Source organism: Paenibacillus sp. FSL R10-2734 (assembly GCF_037963865.1).
Lineage (GTDB): Bacteria > Bacillota > Bacilli > Paenibacillales > Paenibacillaceae > Paenibacillus_AQ.
In genome coordinates this window covers 44,137-59,911 of the sequence record NZ_CP150170.1, presented here as the reverse complement: position 1 = coordinate 59,911, position 15,775 = coordinate 44,137, and the positions used below count along the sequence as shown (strand labels likewise).

The following is a 15,775-nucleotide window of genomic DNA, read 5'->3' as shown; positions in this document are numbered from 1 at the left end:
GGGAATAGGTTATTGTATGTTTCAATATTAGGGGCTATTCCCCGAAATTCATCAAAATAAAAGGCCTTCCAATCAGCTGTATATGTGCTGAGGGGAAGGCCTTATATAGTATAATGGCAAGTTACCTTAAAGCGAATATCAAATTCCTAGATCATAGAAGCCGATATCGTCAAGCATGATCTTATCTCCCTCTTCTTCAAGATAGAAGGTGATTTCCGTCAGGCTGTCAGGCTCTAGCTCGGGTGCTAACGCTTGAAATTGTTCGAACGGTATCTCATAGGTTTGAAAAACTGCTTCGGATAGATCGCCGTACTTCCCATCATTAATTCGTTCCTCAAGCCATGGGAATAACGTGAACTGTGTTTGTGGTAGTGGAAGAATATCCATTACCTCACTTAGCGGCAAGCGTGCCGAGGTATCATTCTTGTCGGTTAACTCGACCTCTACATTAGGAGGTAGCGGAATATTTAGTTCATCTTTGAAATCACCATTGAGGTTTGCGAGGGAGAATGTCAGGCCCTCTGCGCCTGTAAGGGAAATTTCAGTAACTACATTATCTTTAAGCTTGATGTTGTAATAGGCTTCCTCGCTCTTTTTGGCTGTGCGTTCAAGAACGACGCCATAAGTGGCTTTACTCTTCGATTCACGATCTTTGGCGAGCTCTTCCATCCAGGATAATCCTGTTGCTTCTGCTGTTCCGAGTTTAACGGTGTTCTTGTTGCGGTCTTCGTCAAATGTGGCTACTGGCCGATATCCCCCATCTAGGAATCGATTATAGTAAGTGGTATCCGGCAGCCATTTCAGTCCAGTGCGGTAATCTCTGAATAAGCTCTGATATTCGTCTTTTCCATGCAAGGTAGTCTCTAGAAAAGCTGATACATATACCTTAGCAATTTGCCGCTGCTTATCTGCTTCCATAATTTGCGCTCGATTTAAAAAGAGACCAGCAGGTAATGTCTGATCATACGCACCCCAATCGCTGTTGAATTGACTGTGATTGGCGTCTGCGATATATAGCGAGCTTTTGAATGCAGTTGATCCTTGGGAATAAGAAGACCGTATATACTGCCGATCACCGTAGAAATCATGTACATCCCCATCGCGAGCCCCTTGCAAAGTTAAATAGTTGATATCCTTAAGACGGGCTTGCTGATCATCTATCGTTTTGTCCGTAGGGGCTAGGGCGATTACAGAAGCTATACTAAAACGATTTACTGCGGTCATAACGGGATCACTTTTGAACCAACGTTCGGCGTCCGCAGCCATAGCTACGGCTTGTCCTCCGCGGCTATGGCCGAGCAGGGCGGTCTTTGTGAAATCTATTTTTTGATAAAAAGGATTGCCCGGCTCATCTGAGAAATTCGCAAGCTGTTCCAGATGCTTAAGAATGATCCAGGCTCGTACTTTGAAATCATTGTCCGGAATACCGGACCAAGCAGAATAGTTCAGAAAGTTCTCATCCAGGGAGATTGCGATAAACCCTCGGCTGGCCAAGAGTTCACCGAGATAAGCGTACCCTCCGTCAGAGTAATCTTCCATCATATGATTTCCGTGCACCATCAGGACTACCGGGTAAGGCCCTTCACCCTCTGGCATCCATACTCGGCCGTTAAGTGGAAGTGAACTATAATCGAATCCCCAGAATAAAGTCCGCAGCTTTGACCAATTCTTAATATAAGCAGAAGCATCTACTGTAGAAGAGATCACACTTGTATCCTTGCCGTACTCCGTACGATGCAGATCCTTACTGCTGGCATAGGTGAAGGTCTGATAAGCTTGGTTGCCGGGTAGTCCTGGATTTGCGGCAGTCACTGGAATCACGTCTGAGTCACTGATATCAATGGGTTCCAAAGTAGGTAGTTCCTGCACTCCTTTTGCCAGAGTGATTTGGGAAAAAGTCACTGCAATGATTAGCAGAATCCCCATGGTTACTCTTTTACTACGAAGCAAACCGATGGCTAATCCGCCTAACGCACCAAGCAGTGCTAGTAAGACAGCGATGAGAGCCGCAGCTTCAATCTCAAAATCAGCGTAATATAAAATTAGTAGGATAGCTCCAATATCGCTCAATACGCAGCCAGCGAATAGTCGTGGGATACGCAGTCCGGTCAACGCTATTAGTATGGCAATAATATTGCTGGAAATTGCAAGCAATATAGTGCTTGTACCTGCAGCAAGGGCAATATCAGTAGGTACCCCGAGTCCAGTCGGTATGCCTAATACAGCAGTCGTGAAAGCCAAAAAGCAAACGATCCAAAGACCAGCGATTGCTGTCCTCCAGACCGTTGTATCATAACGGTAAGTTTCCCTAATCCTTCGTCCAATTTCTTTAGTCATTCGCCTGTGAAGCCGTGGTCTTATCGGCGCAGGGATGTACTCTAAATCCATACCCATGATTCTCACTCCCGACATTAAGCGGTAATTTCTATAGACCATAAGCTGTAGCAATAATATTACTTTATAGCATCAATAACAAGTGGATCTTACAGGAACCCACTCCATTGCCTGTATAGCGTGGTATTTGGAAGATTCCGTTGTAAGTGTTTGGAAAAAAAGGTTTGACACGGATAAAGGGTTTCAGTATTATATCCTTATAACCAACTAAGTAGATAGGAATAATTGAAGAAAGTTCTTACCGTACAAACGGAGGAACGCCTGCATTAGGCTCGCAGACACGTGTCATAGGACCGGTTTGACCTGCCATACGTGGGCTTTCCTCCGTTCTTTTTGTTACCGCCAAGCTTAAAACGCCTCGACTTCCTAATAAGAACGGTAAGCGTTTAAGCGAGAAATATAAGGATAATGTATAACGTGAAACTTATACCTTCTTATATTTTAAGAAAGAAATGATGGCAAGAAAAAACATGGGGGAGTGGAAATGATGAAGAACAAAATGAATAAAGGACTTCTTGTAGGATTTACCTTGTTGCTGACGGCAGGACTTACTGTTGCTTGCGGCGGCAATAACAATAGTGGCAATAGTGCTAGTTCGGCAACGGACACACCAGCAACAACCAACTCAGCGGAGGCCACGAATGCTGCTGAAGCTACAAAAGCGCCATCCAAAGATCCAGTGGAACTGCTCAACGTGTCCTATGATCCTACTCGTGAGCTATATGAGAACTACAATAAAGCTTTTGCAGCTTATTGGGAGACAGAAACCGGACAGAAGGTCACGATTAAACAATCTCATGGTGGATCAGGTAAGCAAAGTCGTGCTGTGCTTGATGGTCTCGAAGCGGATGTAGTCACACTGGCCCTTGGTTATGATATTGATGCATTGCAGGAAAAAGGACTTATCAATGAAGAATGGCAAAGTAAATTTGATCATAATAGCTCACCTTATACCTCGACGATCGTGTTCTTAGTACGTAAAGGGAATCCAAAAGGAATCAAAGATTGGCCGGATCTGCTAAAGGAAGGCGTAGAGGTAATTACACCGAATCCGAAAACCTCAGGTGGCGCACGTTGGAACTACTTGGCGGCATGGGGCTACGCGCTAGATCATAACAATAACGACGAAGCTAAGGCTGAAGAATTTGTAAAAGAGCTATTCAAAAATGTTCCGGTGCTGGATACCGGTGCGAGGGGTTCGACGACCACTTTTGTTGAACGTGGAATTGGTGATGTGCTGATTGCATGGGAGAATGAAGCTTATCTTTCCGTTGAAGAGCTTGGTCCAGACAAATTCGATATCGTAAATCCATCCGAGAGTATTCTGGCAGAACCACCGGTAGCAATCGTAGATAAGGTTGTGGACAAAAGAAATACGCGTGAGGTGTCCGAGGCTTACTTGAAATATCTCTATAGTGAAGAAGGACAAAAAATCGCGGCTGAGAACTACTACCGTCCTACGCTGGATAGCGTGAAGGAACAATATAAAGATAAGTTCCCGGAGATTAAGTTATTCACACTGGCTGACAAATTCGGAAACTGGAAAGAAACACAAGAGAAGCATTTTAACGATGGTGGGATCTTTGACAAGATCTATGTGCCGGGTGCTAAATAACAGATTAATAAAATGAAGATGATGCTTTTATGAGATTTGTCCCTAGTAAGGGGCTGATCGGCTAACAAGCCGAAGGCGAGAAAGGATGAATAGGGGATGGATGTCACCACTACTACAGGTGCACCGGCAATAACGCGGCGAAAGATATTACCCGGTTTTGGGATAACGATGGGGTACAGTGTACTTTACCTGAGTCTCGTGGTACTCTTGCCACTTTCAGCGCTGTTGTTCAATTCTACTGGGCTGAGCTGGGCGAAATTCTGGGATGTAGCTACGGACCCTCGCGTATTGGCTTCGTATCGTGTCAGTCTATCTACGGCAGCGGCGGCCGCTTTTGTAGATGCTATTCTAGGTCTTCTGTTGGCGTGGGTGCTGGTACGTTATGAATTTCCGGGCAAAAGAATATTTGATGCGCTGATCGATCTTCCGTTTGCTTTGCCAACGGCTGTAGCTGGTGTCTCCTTGACGGCTCTCTATGCTACAAATGGCTGGATCGGATCGTGGCTTGAGCCGCTGGGATTAAAGGTGGCATTTACTCCGCTGGGCATTACTTTAGCCTTGATGTTCATCGGTATACCGTTTGTTGTCCGAACGGTACAGCCGGTGCTGGAGGATTTGGACCGAGATATGGAAGAAGCGTCGGCAACGCTCGGTGCAGGCCGCTGGAGAACGTTTCGTTCAGTAGTATTCCCGGAGCTGTTCCCGCCGCTGTTAACAGGCTTTGCCTTAGCATTTGCCCGTGGTATTGGCGAATTCGGCTCCGTCGTGTTCATCTCTGGTAATATGCCGATGCGAACGGAGATTGCTCCGCTGCTGATCATGTCCAAACTGGAGCAATATGATTATGCTGGGGCTACCGCTGTCGCGTTGCTTCTGCTCCTTATCTCCTTCTTAATGCTGTTGGTCATTAACACTCTTCAGCGTTGGGTGCGTAAGACTTCTCGGTAGGTCTTGAGGTTTACGCTCTATATTCCAAGTATTTAATTTGTAAGGTTTGTTTTGCTGAGCGAGTACTAGCGAAGCTACATCCTAACAGGTAGATGACGACTTAATTTTACGAAGCATTCTTGCTTCCGTAAAATGCAGAATCCTCAGGTGAAAATTAAGGGTGAAAGATTAATTTTGGCGGAAGAGGAGCGATAGCGATCTCGAAGTTTTGAAACCAGATGGCTGGTAAGAAAGGAACGGAGAGGAATTTTGGAACTGGAGAAGCGGTAGCGTTCGCCTTTATCCTCGGATTTCTACCGCGGAGAGCGGTTCAAATCAGGAAATCTGAGGATAACAGCGATCGGAAGTCCAATATTCGTTGGAGTGACCCATTACCAATAATTAGGGTTAACAAAATCGGAGATGGCAGAGCCCGATAACTCCCAAATTTACTCGAAGCACTTCAATTTACCGCGAGTCTGCATTTTTAAAAGCTAAATATGTCTTCGTAAAACCCTTTAAAGGAGGAATAACTTTGGCAGGCACAGTCCCACTCCAAGCCCCTCGGCTACAGAAGAATACGTCCTCGCCAGCGACAACGGAAACCAAGGTTGTAAAATGGGTGTTGATCGGAGCTGCTGGATTAGTCCTGTTTTGGCTGATTGCTCTGCCATTGGTTGTCGTGCTGACAGAGGCGCTGAAAAAAGGCTGGGATGTATATATAGCTGCCCTGACTGATCCGGATGCTCGTTCCGCTCTGCGGCTGACGCTACTTGTTGCGGCGATCACTGTGCCACTGAACACTTTCTTTGGCGTAGCGGCAGCATGGGCAGTCACTAAGTTTCGCTTCCGTGGCAAAGGATTTCTCATTACCTTGATTGACCTCCCTTTTGCAGTATCTCCAGTTATCGGCGGTCTGATCTTTGTGCTCGTCTTCGGTGCTAATGGTTGGTTTGGTCCTTGGCTGAGCGCACATGATATCAAGATCGTATTTGCTCTTCCGGGGATCGTGCTCGCGACGCTGTTTGTGACGTTTCCTTTTGTGGCGCGTGAGTTGATCCCACTGATGGAGGACCAAGGGACACAGGAGGAAGAGGCGGCGATTACCCTCGGAGCACACGGGTGGCAAATTTTTTTCAGAGTCACGCTTCCTAATATAAAATGGGGTTTACTATATGGCATTATTTTGTGTAATGCGCGAGCCATGGGCGAGTTCGGTGCAGTCTCTGTGGTGTCCGGGCATATTCGTGGGGAGACGAATACACTGCCACTGCACGTTGAGATTTTGTACAATGAATATCAATTTTCAGCGTCGTTTGCAGTAGCTTCACTGCTGCTGTTGTTGGCCTTAGTGACAATGATTATTAAAAGCTGGTTATCACGAAAAAATGCCCATTGACAGTGCTTTTGGTTCCATGCTAAGTTAATCCATAGTATACTGGTTGGTAATAACGGAATTGTGGAAATTAGGCGGATATAATCCTTTGGATGGGGAAAGGGAGGCTAGAGAATGGCTAAACCGCTGAAAGTGGATGATTTATGGCTAACGCGGATTGCAGGGCTTCTGGATGATATGGAATTTGGCTCTTTGCACATCGTGGTGCACGAAGGTCAGATTGTTCAGATGGAGCGTACGGAACGCAAACGTTTTGAGAATGGCAATGGCAATGCAAATGGGCGTTACATTGGTGAGAACGGAAACCGGCGGGCCGATTCCCAATCGGCAGGACGTTGATACACTCTCGGGCAATCATATAGGGATCTATAATCTTTCTGGATAAAAATTATGGAGTTGCCTCAGCGGCCTTGAAATCCCTGCTGGGGCAACTCCTCTGTTTTTTGATACGAAGCACCGATCGGACTCAGAAGACCCTAAACGCAGTTTTTTGGCACATTTGGCATGCTAACGGACCCGATAATCGCTATTGGCATAAAAAACACCAAATAGGTAGCTCTTTTTAATGAATAGCTGCATTGGAGTCCGAAACCGCGCTCCAAAGGCTAATAAATCGCAAATAACGTCATCTGGGTCCTTAAGCAGCATTGCAAACAAACCAAAAGACAGAGCAGCGATTCTTCCAAACATGGAGAAACGCTGCTCTGTTATCTTTTTACCAAGCAAGCGACCGACCGACGATACAGGCATCTTATTAATAACGGTTTGCCTGACGTGAAGAGGAAATCCCTTCAACCAGCAGTACGAGCGCAGTGATGCCATGCATGATCCAACCTAAGAGCGGGATGAACGCTAAAATCGAGGTGATAATGCCTAGAACGTTTCCTATGATGGGTTTCCGCTCTCTTTGCAGTATAACAATGGCTACAGCGTGGAGCAAAAAAGCAATGGCAAGTGGGACCCAACCATTAGCTATAATAAAGAGACCGCCGAGGACAGGCAGAGCCAGAAAGGCCTCATACACACACGTTCCCCATTTAAAAAGCTTTGCTACAGGAGACATTATGCTTCACCAACCTTTTAAGAGTATTGTTATAGATACTATTCCACATAGTTAGCAATAGGATTCAAGAATTTAATACTTTCCACTACGGTGGATGTGTTGTTTGTATAGCTTAGTGGATTTTGGTAATAGACGGGATTTTCATATTCATATATAGTGTGAGTTAGATATTTTCAAAAGAATGTAAGGAGATACAATCACCCGATGAGGATACAATTTTTACATTAGGTGATTTTCAATTTATAAAGGAATCGCCAAGGGGAGATCAAAATTGCTTAGAAGGTCTTTTTTCTCAAAATTGCTTATTGCATATCTTATTATTGTATTCGCTTACACCATGATTGCGGTCTGCCTGTCTTTTTTTAAGGACGGCCAAAGAGTGAGATCGGAATTGAGTCAAAATCAGCAGAATTTTCTCATGCAATCGCGCGACAAAATTGACACGAAACTGGGCGTTTCTTTCAATCTAATCGCACAACTGAGATTAAATGAGCATGTTGTTAAATTTGCTGAACAAGATCGCAATTACTATGAGATCACACAAACCTCATATGCGCTGCAAAAACATATAGATGCATTCTCCGAATTTGGCTATAGCATCGATTTAATGAAGACTAACGACGATCTGGTCATTACGCCGCAAATTTCGTCGGATAGAAGACGCTATATGGAAGATATGGGAATGACTAATGAGGATTTTGCACAATTAGGTACAGACAGCACGAGTCCAACCATAACGCTATCGAGCAGCAAGGATATAACATTGACGAAGGGTGAAAGCGTATCCATAAGAATCGTTAATCCAGAAAGGGTAGGTATAGGGAATTCATTATTTTTTGTTGTCTCATTCTTTGAACAATTGCTGTTACCGCCTCTGTCACCTGATACGCAAGAAGCGTTTGCGATTATCGAGGATGGTCGATACGTTACGCTCAAATCAAGCTTTGACGATAAACGGGGAAAGCAATTGCTTGCCTACCCACTGGCACAGCTTGATGAACAGGCAACCGGGGATTATACAAAGCTATCCAATGATGAATTCGAGTTCCATTTGATCCGCTCGAAAACGATGCCACAATGGTCATATATGTATGTTACACAGAACTACTCGTTGGTAGACTCCTTTACACCGAATTTGAAAGGAGCTGTACTTTTATTAGCCATTCTTATCTTTACGGGACTTGCGTTCGCCTATATGATCTCCAGACGCATGTATAGGCCCGTTAGTCATCTCGTCGGATTGTTCAAAAGCTACGGGGAGCCTGCGGGAGCAGACGAATTCGCTTTCCTGAATGAGACAGCGACGAGTATAAGCAAAGCCAATGAACAGTTGAAATCCGCGCTAAATGAGCACAGGCTTTCGATGAGAGACAAGTTCCTGCGTGATTTGCTCTATGGTCTCGTACCTCCGGACAAGGTGGATGACCTGCTGGATATGCATCAATTACAAAGCCTTCGCGAGACCTTGTCCGTCTGCGTGATTTCATTCTCGAACGCTAAGGAATTAGAGGAGCAATATTCGAAAGATGCGATTCTTACGATAAAATCAAAGACTTCCTTGATCATTCATGAACAGTTGAAATTTGATTTTCCTTGCGAGCTGCTTGATCATGATTTCACCAAATTTGTTTTTATAATCAGTGAGTCCGAAACGGAATTGATTCAGAAGAAGCTCGTGAAAGCGATGGCTCTAATCGAGGACGCACATGCATTCGGATTGACTGCAGCTGTCGGCCGCCCTGTAGCCTCCGCCGGCGAAATCGACCGCTCCTTTACCCAGGCGCTAGATATCCTAAAGCGGAGATCGGCAGTTGATAGGACTTCCGTTATTACCTATAAACAACTCAGTCAAGTTCAAATGGTCAGCTATTATTACCCTATCGATACGGAACGGGAGCTGATCAGCTATGTGATTCGCGGAAAGCGGGAAAACGCATTAAACACGCTGAACCGTCTTTTATCGGAAAATTTGGAGCAAAGGCAGTTAACGCGGCAGCAGCTCGACCAGTTCAGTTTGCTTGTGTTAGCCACGCTGAGTCGAATTATCCAGCAGTTGAATATGTCTTTTGAAGAGTTCGTTCAAACCCACAAGGAATCTCTGGACATCGTGCAGCACGGCGAATCGAAGGAGCGGATGGTTTCCGCCATCACGGGCTTGTATAGCGCCATGCTTGATACGATCGATCAGCAGAATGAAATGATGGATAACAGAACGGTAAAGCGTATGATCGAGTATATTCATGACAACTATAACAGGGACTTATCACTTAGCATGATCGCGGAGGAGTTTAACTTCTCTCCCGGTTATGTCAGCATCGCGTTCAAAAATCATTCCGGCGAAAATTTTAAAGATTATTTGAATTTTTATCGGGTCCAGCAAGCCAAAGAAATTATGCGCCAGCAGAAAGATATCAAAATTGGCGATTTGGCGCTAATGATCGGCTGCAACAATGCGAATACGTTTATTCGTATGTTCCGTAAATATGAAGGCTTAGCTCCCGGCCAGTACGCAAAAAAGCTTAGTGAGAACCAATAAAGGTTCATATAATGAAAATTGTTGATTTAACAATAGCCGCCTAGCCTAAGTGCCAGGCGGCTATTGTATGTTCGACGGGCGTTTCTCTATAACGAGAAAATGTTGATACATGAAATAATGCACATTATGGGCCACGACATAAAGAGTTGATGCTAGATGAAATAATGGCGATAGACAGCGCTTACATTCGTTCCTATAGTTTAAATTGCAACGCTGACCTTTCAAATGGGAGCGCTCCTGAGAGGATCAGCTAAACATCGTTGCGAGAGGAGAAGAGAGTGCTGCTTAACTTTAAAGAGATAAAATCAAACCTGCTCAGAGACCGTTATCTTTATCTGCTGCTGATACCATTCCTGGCTTGGTATATCATCTTTGCGTATAAGCCAATGTACGGCCTGCAAATCGCTTTTAAGGATTTTAGTGTATATAAAGGCATCGAAGCGAGCCCCTGGGTTGGGTTTGAGCACTTCGAGACGTTTTTTAAAAGTCCATATTTTTGGCGGCTATTAAAAAACACGGTATTGCTCAGTTTGTATCAATTGATGTTCGCGTTTCCTGTGCCGATTATCCTTGCTTTGTTATTTAACGAATTGAAGAATGGAATTTTCAAAACAACGGTGCAGACCTTTACGTATTTGCCGCATTTTATTTCGGTTGTTGTCGTAGCTGGGATTGTTACCAACTTCTTGGCTCCTAGTAACGGTATTATCAATATCCTGATTGAGATGATGGGTGGCGAAAAGCAATACTTTCTGACCAATCCCGATTATTTCCGAACGATTTTTATCGGATCCATGGATATTTGGAAGGAAGCGGGGTTTGGTACCATCATCTATATAGCCGCTTTGTCCGGCGTCAATCCGGCCTTGTACGAAGCGGCGGTTATCGATGGAGCTAATAAATGGAAGCAGATGTGGCATATCACACTTCCCGCCATTATTCCAACGATCGCAATCATGCTTGTCATGAAGGTCGGTTCCATGCTGGAAGTTGGCTATGAGGCAATCATCCTTCTGTATCAGCCAGCCACCTATGAGGCGGCCGACGTTATTAACACCTATGTGTACCGGTCAGGTCTGCAGGATGCACGTTACGACCTGGCGACAGCGGTGGGACTATTTAATGCCGTCGTTGGATTTATTCTCGTCGTATTTGCCAACAAGATGAGCAAGAAGTTAACGGAGACTGGATTATGGTAGGTGATGGAAGATGAAAAAAACTAGAGGCGAAAAGCTATTTTATATCTTTAACTGTGTATTTCTTGGAATAATCGCTTTGCTTGCGTTGTACCCGTTTGTTTATGTCTTATCTGCATCCCTCAGCTCCCCCGAAGCGGTCGTTACAGGCAAGGTGCTCTTGCTGCCGCACGATATTAACTTTGATTCCTATGCAAAGGTACTATCGGAGAAGGGGATTTGGATTGCCTATCTTAACACGTTCTATTACACCATATTCGGCGTAATCGTCAATTTAATTCTCACCGTTTGCGGTGCCTATGCCCTGTCCAAGAAACGGGTTATGGGGCGTACGGCCATCAGCTTCTTTATCGCACTGACGATGTGGTTCCAACCAGGTATGATTCCGACCTATCTCAATTTCCGAGATTTAAACATGCTAGACAACAGGTTTACGATCGTTATTGGTTTTGCGATTACGACCTTCTATGTCTTCCTCATGAGGACGTTCTTCCAGAGCATTCCAGAGGAACTCGAGGAAGCGGCAAAGGTTGACGGAGCGAATGATCTAACGATCCTATGGAAGGTGTATCTGCCGCTGTCCAAAGCCTCTCTTGTGACGATCGGATTATTCTATGCGGTACACCGCTGGAACGGCTATTTCTGGACGATGATCCTATTGAGCGATGAGAGCAAGGTACCGCTACAAGTCTTGCTAAAGAAACTCATTGTAGAGATGAACGTGAATGACGAGATGGGGAATATGGCGGTATATTCAAAGGAAACAATTATTTATGCGACGATCATCGTCTCCATTATTCCAATTGTCGCAGCCTATCCTTTCATTCAGAAATATTTCGTCAAAGGGACTATGATTGGTTCCGTCAAAGGCTAGTGGCTACTTCAATCATTTTACAACGAAAGCAAGAAACCAATATTGGGAGGTCATGAATGTGGGGAACAAAAAATGGATGAAATCATCTGCAATAATCATGATGACAGTCGGTTTGCTGTTGGCAGGCTGTAGTAACAATAACGCTTCGCAAAATAGTGGAAGCCCAGCGAAAGATTCAAAAGCGTCGGATTCAAAGCCGCTATCCGGGCACCAGATCGTTAAAGATCCGCTTGAACTGACGATCCACATGCACTACACTGACACGTTTATATACGACGATAACTGGCCCATCTTCAAAGAAGCGGAAGCCATGACCAATATTAAGTTAAAAGGAACTGCATCTAAGACCTCGACGAATAGTAAAGAACTGTTCAATACAATGATGGCTTCCGGGAAAATCCCGGATCTGGTGCATCATCAAATTAAGGAACAGTACGACAGCCTAGGGATTGAAGGGGCCTTTCTTGAGCTAGATGAACTGATCGAAGAGCATGCCCCGAACATTAAGAAGTTTTTTTCCGAACATCCAGATGCAGCCAAATATATGAAAGCCTATAACGGTAAAACGTATTTCCTTAACTTTACTCCGGATGGACCGGCTGCTAAGGGCTGGTTTGTACGCCAGGATTGGCTGGATAAATTGGGACTTGAGCAGCCGAAAACGGTAGATGAGCTGTATGCGCTATTGAAAGCATTCAAAGAAAAAGATCCGAACGGTAACGGAGTAAACGATGAAATTCCATACTTCAGCCGGACGAAGCTGGATGGAATTTACGATTTGCTGATCCAGTGGGGCGTGCGGGGCGGGGCCGATGCGGCCAAACGCGGATTTTACGCGGACAACGGTGTCGTCAAGTACGGCATGTATGAGTCAGGTTATAAGACGGCAATCGAAAATATAGCGAAGTGGTATAAGGAAGGCTTAATCGATAAAGAAATTTTCACCCGTGGAGCAAAGGCGCGCGACATTTTGCTCGGAGACAATGTCGGCGGCATAACGCATGACTGGTTCGCTAGCACGGCTAACTTTAATAACATTCTTGGATCTACGATTCCGGGCTTCGCCTTTGTTCCGATGACGCCTCCTGCGAATACCGAGGGTAAAGTCCTCGAAGAGAGCTCCCGTAAGCAGACGCATGCAAGCGGATGGGGAATCTCGGCGGCAACCAAGCATCCCGTCGAAGCGATCAAATATATGGATTTCTGGTTCTCTGAAGAGGGCCGGAGACTGATGAACTTTGGCATCGAAGGAAAACACTACGACCTCGTGGATGGCAAACCGAAGTTTAAAGAATCCGTATTGAAAAATACAGAAAAGACTGTTATTCAACAGCTTCAAGAAGAGGGAGCCCAGATGGAACTCGCCTTCCATCAAGACTACGCTTACGAAGAGCAATGGACAAACGTGACTGCGTTGAAAGGCATCAAGGAATATATTAACAATGGTTATATTATGGAGGCTTATCCACCAATTTCATATACAGACGAGGAACGGTCTAAATTTGAAGAGTTAAACGCGGGCGTACTGACCTATGTGGAGGAAAAGCTGCAAAGATGGGTGCTCGGTGTGGAACCGATCAACGATGAGACATTCAGCAAGTATATTAAGGAATTAGAAGACTTAGGTATCAAGGATTTGCTTGCGCTAGAGCAGGTTGCGTACGACCGTTACATGAAATAGCTGGAATCCCTCCTTCCGAAGTTGAGATGATTTCGGAGGGAGTATTCATTCTGTATTGTAAGCGTTACCTAGACGAAAATAACATAACGGAGATGGATAAATGAATCTGCAATCATTGCTGAAAGAGCCGATGACTACGACGGAGCTGTTAGCTAACTTACGTACGCGGCTTGAGCCGATGGATGAGAAGGCCGCCTATATCGCAGCTCATATGCCTGATCATGTGCGCGAGACGATCGCAAATGCCGAATTCGCCTATCAAGGGATGATCATGCTTCCCGGTACAGGGGGAGTCAGGGAGTTTGTCGGGAATCCGCCCAGCTGGCTGGAGCGCAGACATAATGACAATGAATATTTATGGCAGCTGAATCGGATGAATTATTGGCAGGATTTGCTGGAAGCCTACTCGCTCACGAAGGATGTGAAGTACGGGCTCAAGGTCATCGACGAAATGCTAGACTGGATCGAGACGGTCTCTATTCCTGAGGATTTGCTCGAAAAGCCGATTGGGTATTTTTCGGAATGCCATCCGTTGAGGGTTTTGGAGATGGGTATCCGTGCCTACAAAATTTGGCCGCTTGTTCTAGAGCATTTAGGTCACTCGGAGCTGTTTACGGAGACCGTATTGGAGCAGTATTTAACGGTCATTTACAAGCAAATAAGGGCTTTGCGCAACGTGTCGCCTCAGCTGTGGCCTAAAGCGGATCATAATCATTATTTAATGGAATGCTTGGGCCTGCTGACGACTGCTCTTTATTTTCCCGAGCTGAAAGAAGCTGAGGAATGGAAGGCCTTTGCGATCGAGGGCATCGAAAAGTGCAGCATGGTGCAGCTGACGGAGGACGGCGGTCAAATCGAGGGCTGCCCATCGTATCATAATGGCTGCATGTTCTGGTTTGGGCTGGCTGTGGTTCTGGCTAACCGTTTTCAATTTCAGTTCTCTCCAGAATACATGGAACGGTTCAGAAAAAATCTAGATTACTCCATTTACTCGTTAAGACCAACCGGGAAATGTGTACCTGTCGGTGATTCCTATGCGAACCCACTTGCTGTAATGTCCGGTGTCTATGGGTATTATGCGTTAAATGATATTTCCTGGCTGGGGCTTGCGACGAATTTGATCGATGTAACTGAAGTGGTACGTGAAGCAAGCAAGCATGTATGGAGGGCGCTTGATGTCCGCCAGTTCGTGGAAGAACTACATTCTCTGCAGGGCAGACAGTTTGTATTGGATAAGCCGACTACGTTTTGGAATCGTACGCTAGATCAAGCGATTATCCGCAGCGGCTGGGATTCGAAGGCACTCAGTTTTTTGTTTACATGTAAAAGCCCGATTCAGAATGCCCATGCACATATCGATCTGATGAGCTTTGATTTTACGGCGCTTGGAAAAGACATGATTTGCGATCCTGGATTTTTTTGTTATCGGGATGATGAGGACCGTAAGCAGTTTAAGAGCTCAAATTATCATTCTACACTGCTTATTGATGAGCGAGATCATTTTGAATATATTTCTGCTTTTAAATTTGGGCCACAAAAGCCTGGTGGAATCTACAATGTAGAGGATAGAGGCTTCTACCGGCTCGCCAGCGCCAGCCATATAAACTATGATCCGGTTGTCCATCATCGGCATATTTCGCTAGTCGATAATCTTTTCATTGTTATTGCAGATCGGGTAGAAGGACTAACTGACCATAGCGTTCAGCGTTATTTCCATCTGGATTTTGTCGAGGTGAAAGAGAGCCTGGGCGGCGTGATTGCGACTAGCGATATTGCGAATCTGGCGATTGCGACAAGCCATACGGGGAAATTGGATCTTCTGGAGGGAAGGCTGTCCGATGAGACCGATATCTCAAGGCCTTCGACTAGGGTGCGCTTCCAGGATAGATATAGCGGTAGTATTACATTTTTGACGGTGCTTATTCCTTTCGAAGGTGGACAGCAGCCTGCGGTTCAGATTATTGAAGAAGAGGAAGGTGTTTTTGCCTTCGAGCTTGGAGAGCGATATTTGGTTACGGTAAATGAAAGTGACATGCACATATGTAAACAGGCTTGAACAAGGGGGGACCTTTAGAACAAATAGGAGGGGAAAT

At 45.2% G+C, this 15,775-nt stretch carries 12 protein-coding genes; 9 read left to right on the top strand and 3 right to left on the bottom strand.

Annotated features, from left to right (window positions below):
* Positions 1–138: 138 nt before the first annotated feature.
* On the bottom strand, positions 139–2,394 hold the full coding sequence (locus tag NSS67_RS00240) for an alpha/beta hydrolase (RefSeq protein WP_339317797.1): 2,256 nt from the start codon (positions 2,392–2,394) through the stop codon (positions 139–141).
* 487 nt (positions 2,395–2,881) lie between these two features.
* Between NSS67_RS00240 and NSS67_RS00235 the strand changes: the two genes are divergently transcribed.
* The 4 genes from NSS67_RS00235 to NSS67_RS00220 all read left to right on the top strand — a co-directional run bounded on the left by NSS67_RS00235 (position 2,882) and on the right by NSS67_RS00220 (position 6,671).
* Positions 2,882–4,009, top strand: coding sequence for a sulfate ABC transporter substrate-binding protein (locus tag NSS67_RS00235; RefSeq protein WP_339320454.1), 1,128 nt, complete (start codon positions 2,882–2,884; stop codon positions 4,007–4,009).
* Between the two features lie 96 nt (positions 4,010–4,105).
* On the top strand, positions 4,106–4,957 hold the full coding sequence (gene cysT / locus NSS67_RS00230) for a sulfate ABC transporter permease subunit CysT (protein WP_339317796.1): 852 nt from the start codon (positions 4,106–4,108) through the stop codon (positions 4,955–4,957).
* Positions 4,958–5,471: 514 nt separating this feature from the next.
* Positions 5,472–6,335 carry a sulfate ABC transporter permease subunit CysW gene (cysW, locus tag NSS67_RS00225; RefSeq protein WP_339317795.1) on the top strand — a complete coding sequence of 288 codons (864 nt, stop codon included), beginning with the start codon at positions 5,472–5,474 and terminating at the stop codon, positions 6,333–6,335.
* Between the two features lie 111 nt (positions 6,336–6,446).
* A complete protein-coding gene (locus tag NSS67_RS00220; protein WP_339317794.1) occupies positions 6,447–6,671 on the top strand; it encodes a YezD family protein in 225 nt (74 codons plus the stop codon).
* A 168-nt stretch (positions 6,672–6,839) separates the two neighbouring features.
* Here NSS67_RS00220 and NSS67_RS00215 read toward each other — a convergent pair whose 3' ends face one another.
* Both NSS67_RS00215 and NSS67_RS00210 read right to left on the bottom strand, forming a co-directional pair.
* A complete protein-coding gene (locus NSS67_RS00215; protein WP_339317793.1) occupies positions 6,840–7,082 on the bottom strand; it encodes a hypothetical protein in 243 nt (80 codons plus the stop codon).
* Between the two features lie 4 nt (positions 7,083–7,086).
* Complete coding sequence (locus tag NSS67_RS00210) at positions 7,087–7,356, bottom strand: hypothetical protein (protein WP_339317792.1); 270 nt, start codon at positions 7,354–7,356, stop codon at positions 7,087–7,089.
* 418 nt (positions 7,357–7,774) lie between these two features.
* On the opposite strand from NSS67_RS00210, the gene NSS67_RS00205 reads away from it, so the two are divergent.
* The 5 genes from NSS67_RS00205 to NSS67_RS00185 all read left to right on the top strand — a co-directional run bounded on the left by NSS67_RS00205 (position 7,775) and on the right by NSS67_RS00185 (position 15,738).
* Positions 7,775–9,931, top strand: a complete 2,157-nt coding sequence (locus tag NSS67_RS00205; RefSeq protein ID WP_339317791.1) for a helix-turn-helix domain-containing protein — start codon at positions 7,775–7,777, stop codon at positions 9,929–9,931.
* A gap of 278 nt (positions 9,932–10,209) precedes the next feature.
* On the top strand, positions 10,210–11,130 hold the full coding sequence (locus tag NSS67_RS00200; RefSeq protein ID WP_339317790.1) for an ABC transporter permease subunit: 921 nt from the start codon (positions 10,210–10,212) through the stop codon (positions 11,128–11,130).
* Between the two features lie 10 nt (positions 11,131–11,140).
* On the top strand, positions 11,141–12,001 hold the full coding sequence (locus NSS67_RS00195) for a carbohydrate ABC transporter permease (RefSeq protein WP_339317789.1): 861 nt from the start codon (positions 11,141–11,143) through the stop codon (positions 11,999–12,001).
* Positions 12,002–12,059: 58 nt separating this feature from the next.
* Positions 12,060–13,682, top strand: a complete 1,623-nt coding sequence (locus NSS67_RS00190; RefSeq protein ID WP_339317788.1) for an extracellular solute-binding protein — start codon at positions 12,060–12,062, stop codon at positions 13,680–13,682.
* Positions 13,683–13,782: 100 nt separating this feature from the next.
* On the top strand, positions 13,783–15,738 hold the full coding sequence (locus NSS67_RS00185) for an alginate lyase family protein (protein ID WP_339317787.1): 1,956 nt from the start codon (positions 13,783–13,785) through the stop codon (positions 15,736–15,738).
* Positions 15,739–15,775 lie beyond the last annotated feature (37 nt).

Bases quoted from the DNA above. Each gene is read 5' to 3' on its own strand.
- NSS67_RS00240 (WP_339317797.1), bottom strand. From the start codon at position 2,394: ATGGGTATGGATTTAGAGTACATCCCTGCGCCGATAAGACCACGGCTT.
- NSS67_RS00235 (WP_339320454.1), top strand. From the start codon at position 2,882: ATGAAGAACAAAATGAATAAAGGACTTCTTGTAGGATTTACCTTGTTG.
- cysT (WP_339317796.1), top strand. From the start codon at position 4,106: ATGGATGTCACCACTACTACAGGTGCACCGGCAATAACGCGGCGAAAG.
- NSS67_RS00220 (WP_339317794.1), top strand. From the start codon at position 6,447: ATGGCTAAACCGCTGAAAGTGGATGATTTATGGCTAACGCGGATTGCA.
- NSS67_RS00215 (WP_339317793.1), bottom strand. From the start codon at position 7,082: ATGCCTGTATCGTCGGTCGGTCGCTTGCTTGGTAAAAAGATAACAGAG.
- NSS67_RS00195 (WP_339317789.1), top strand. From the start codon at position 11,141: ATGAAAAAAACTAGAGGCGAAAAGCTATTTTATATCTTTAACTGTGTA.
- NSS67_RS00185 (WP_339317787.1), top strand. From the start codon at position 13,783: ATGAATCTGCAATCATTGCTGAAAGAGCCGATGACTACGACGGAGCTG.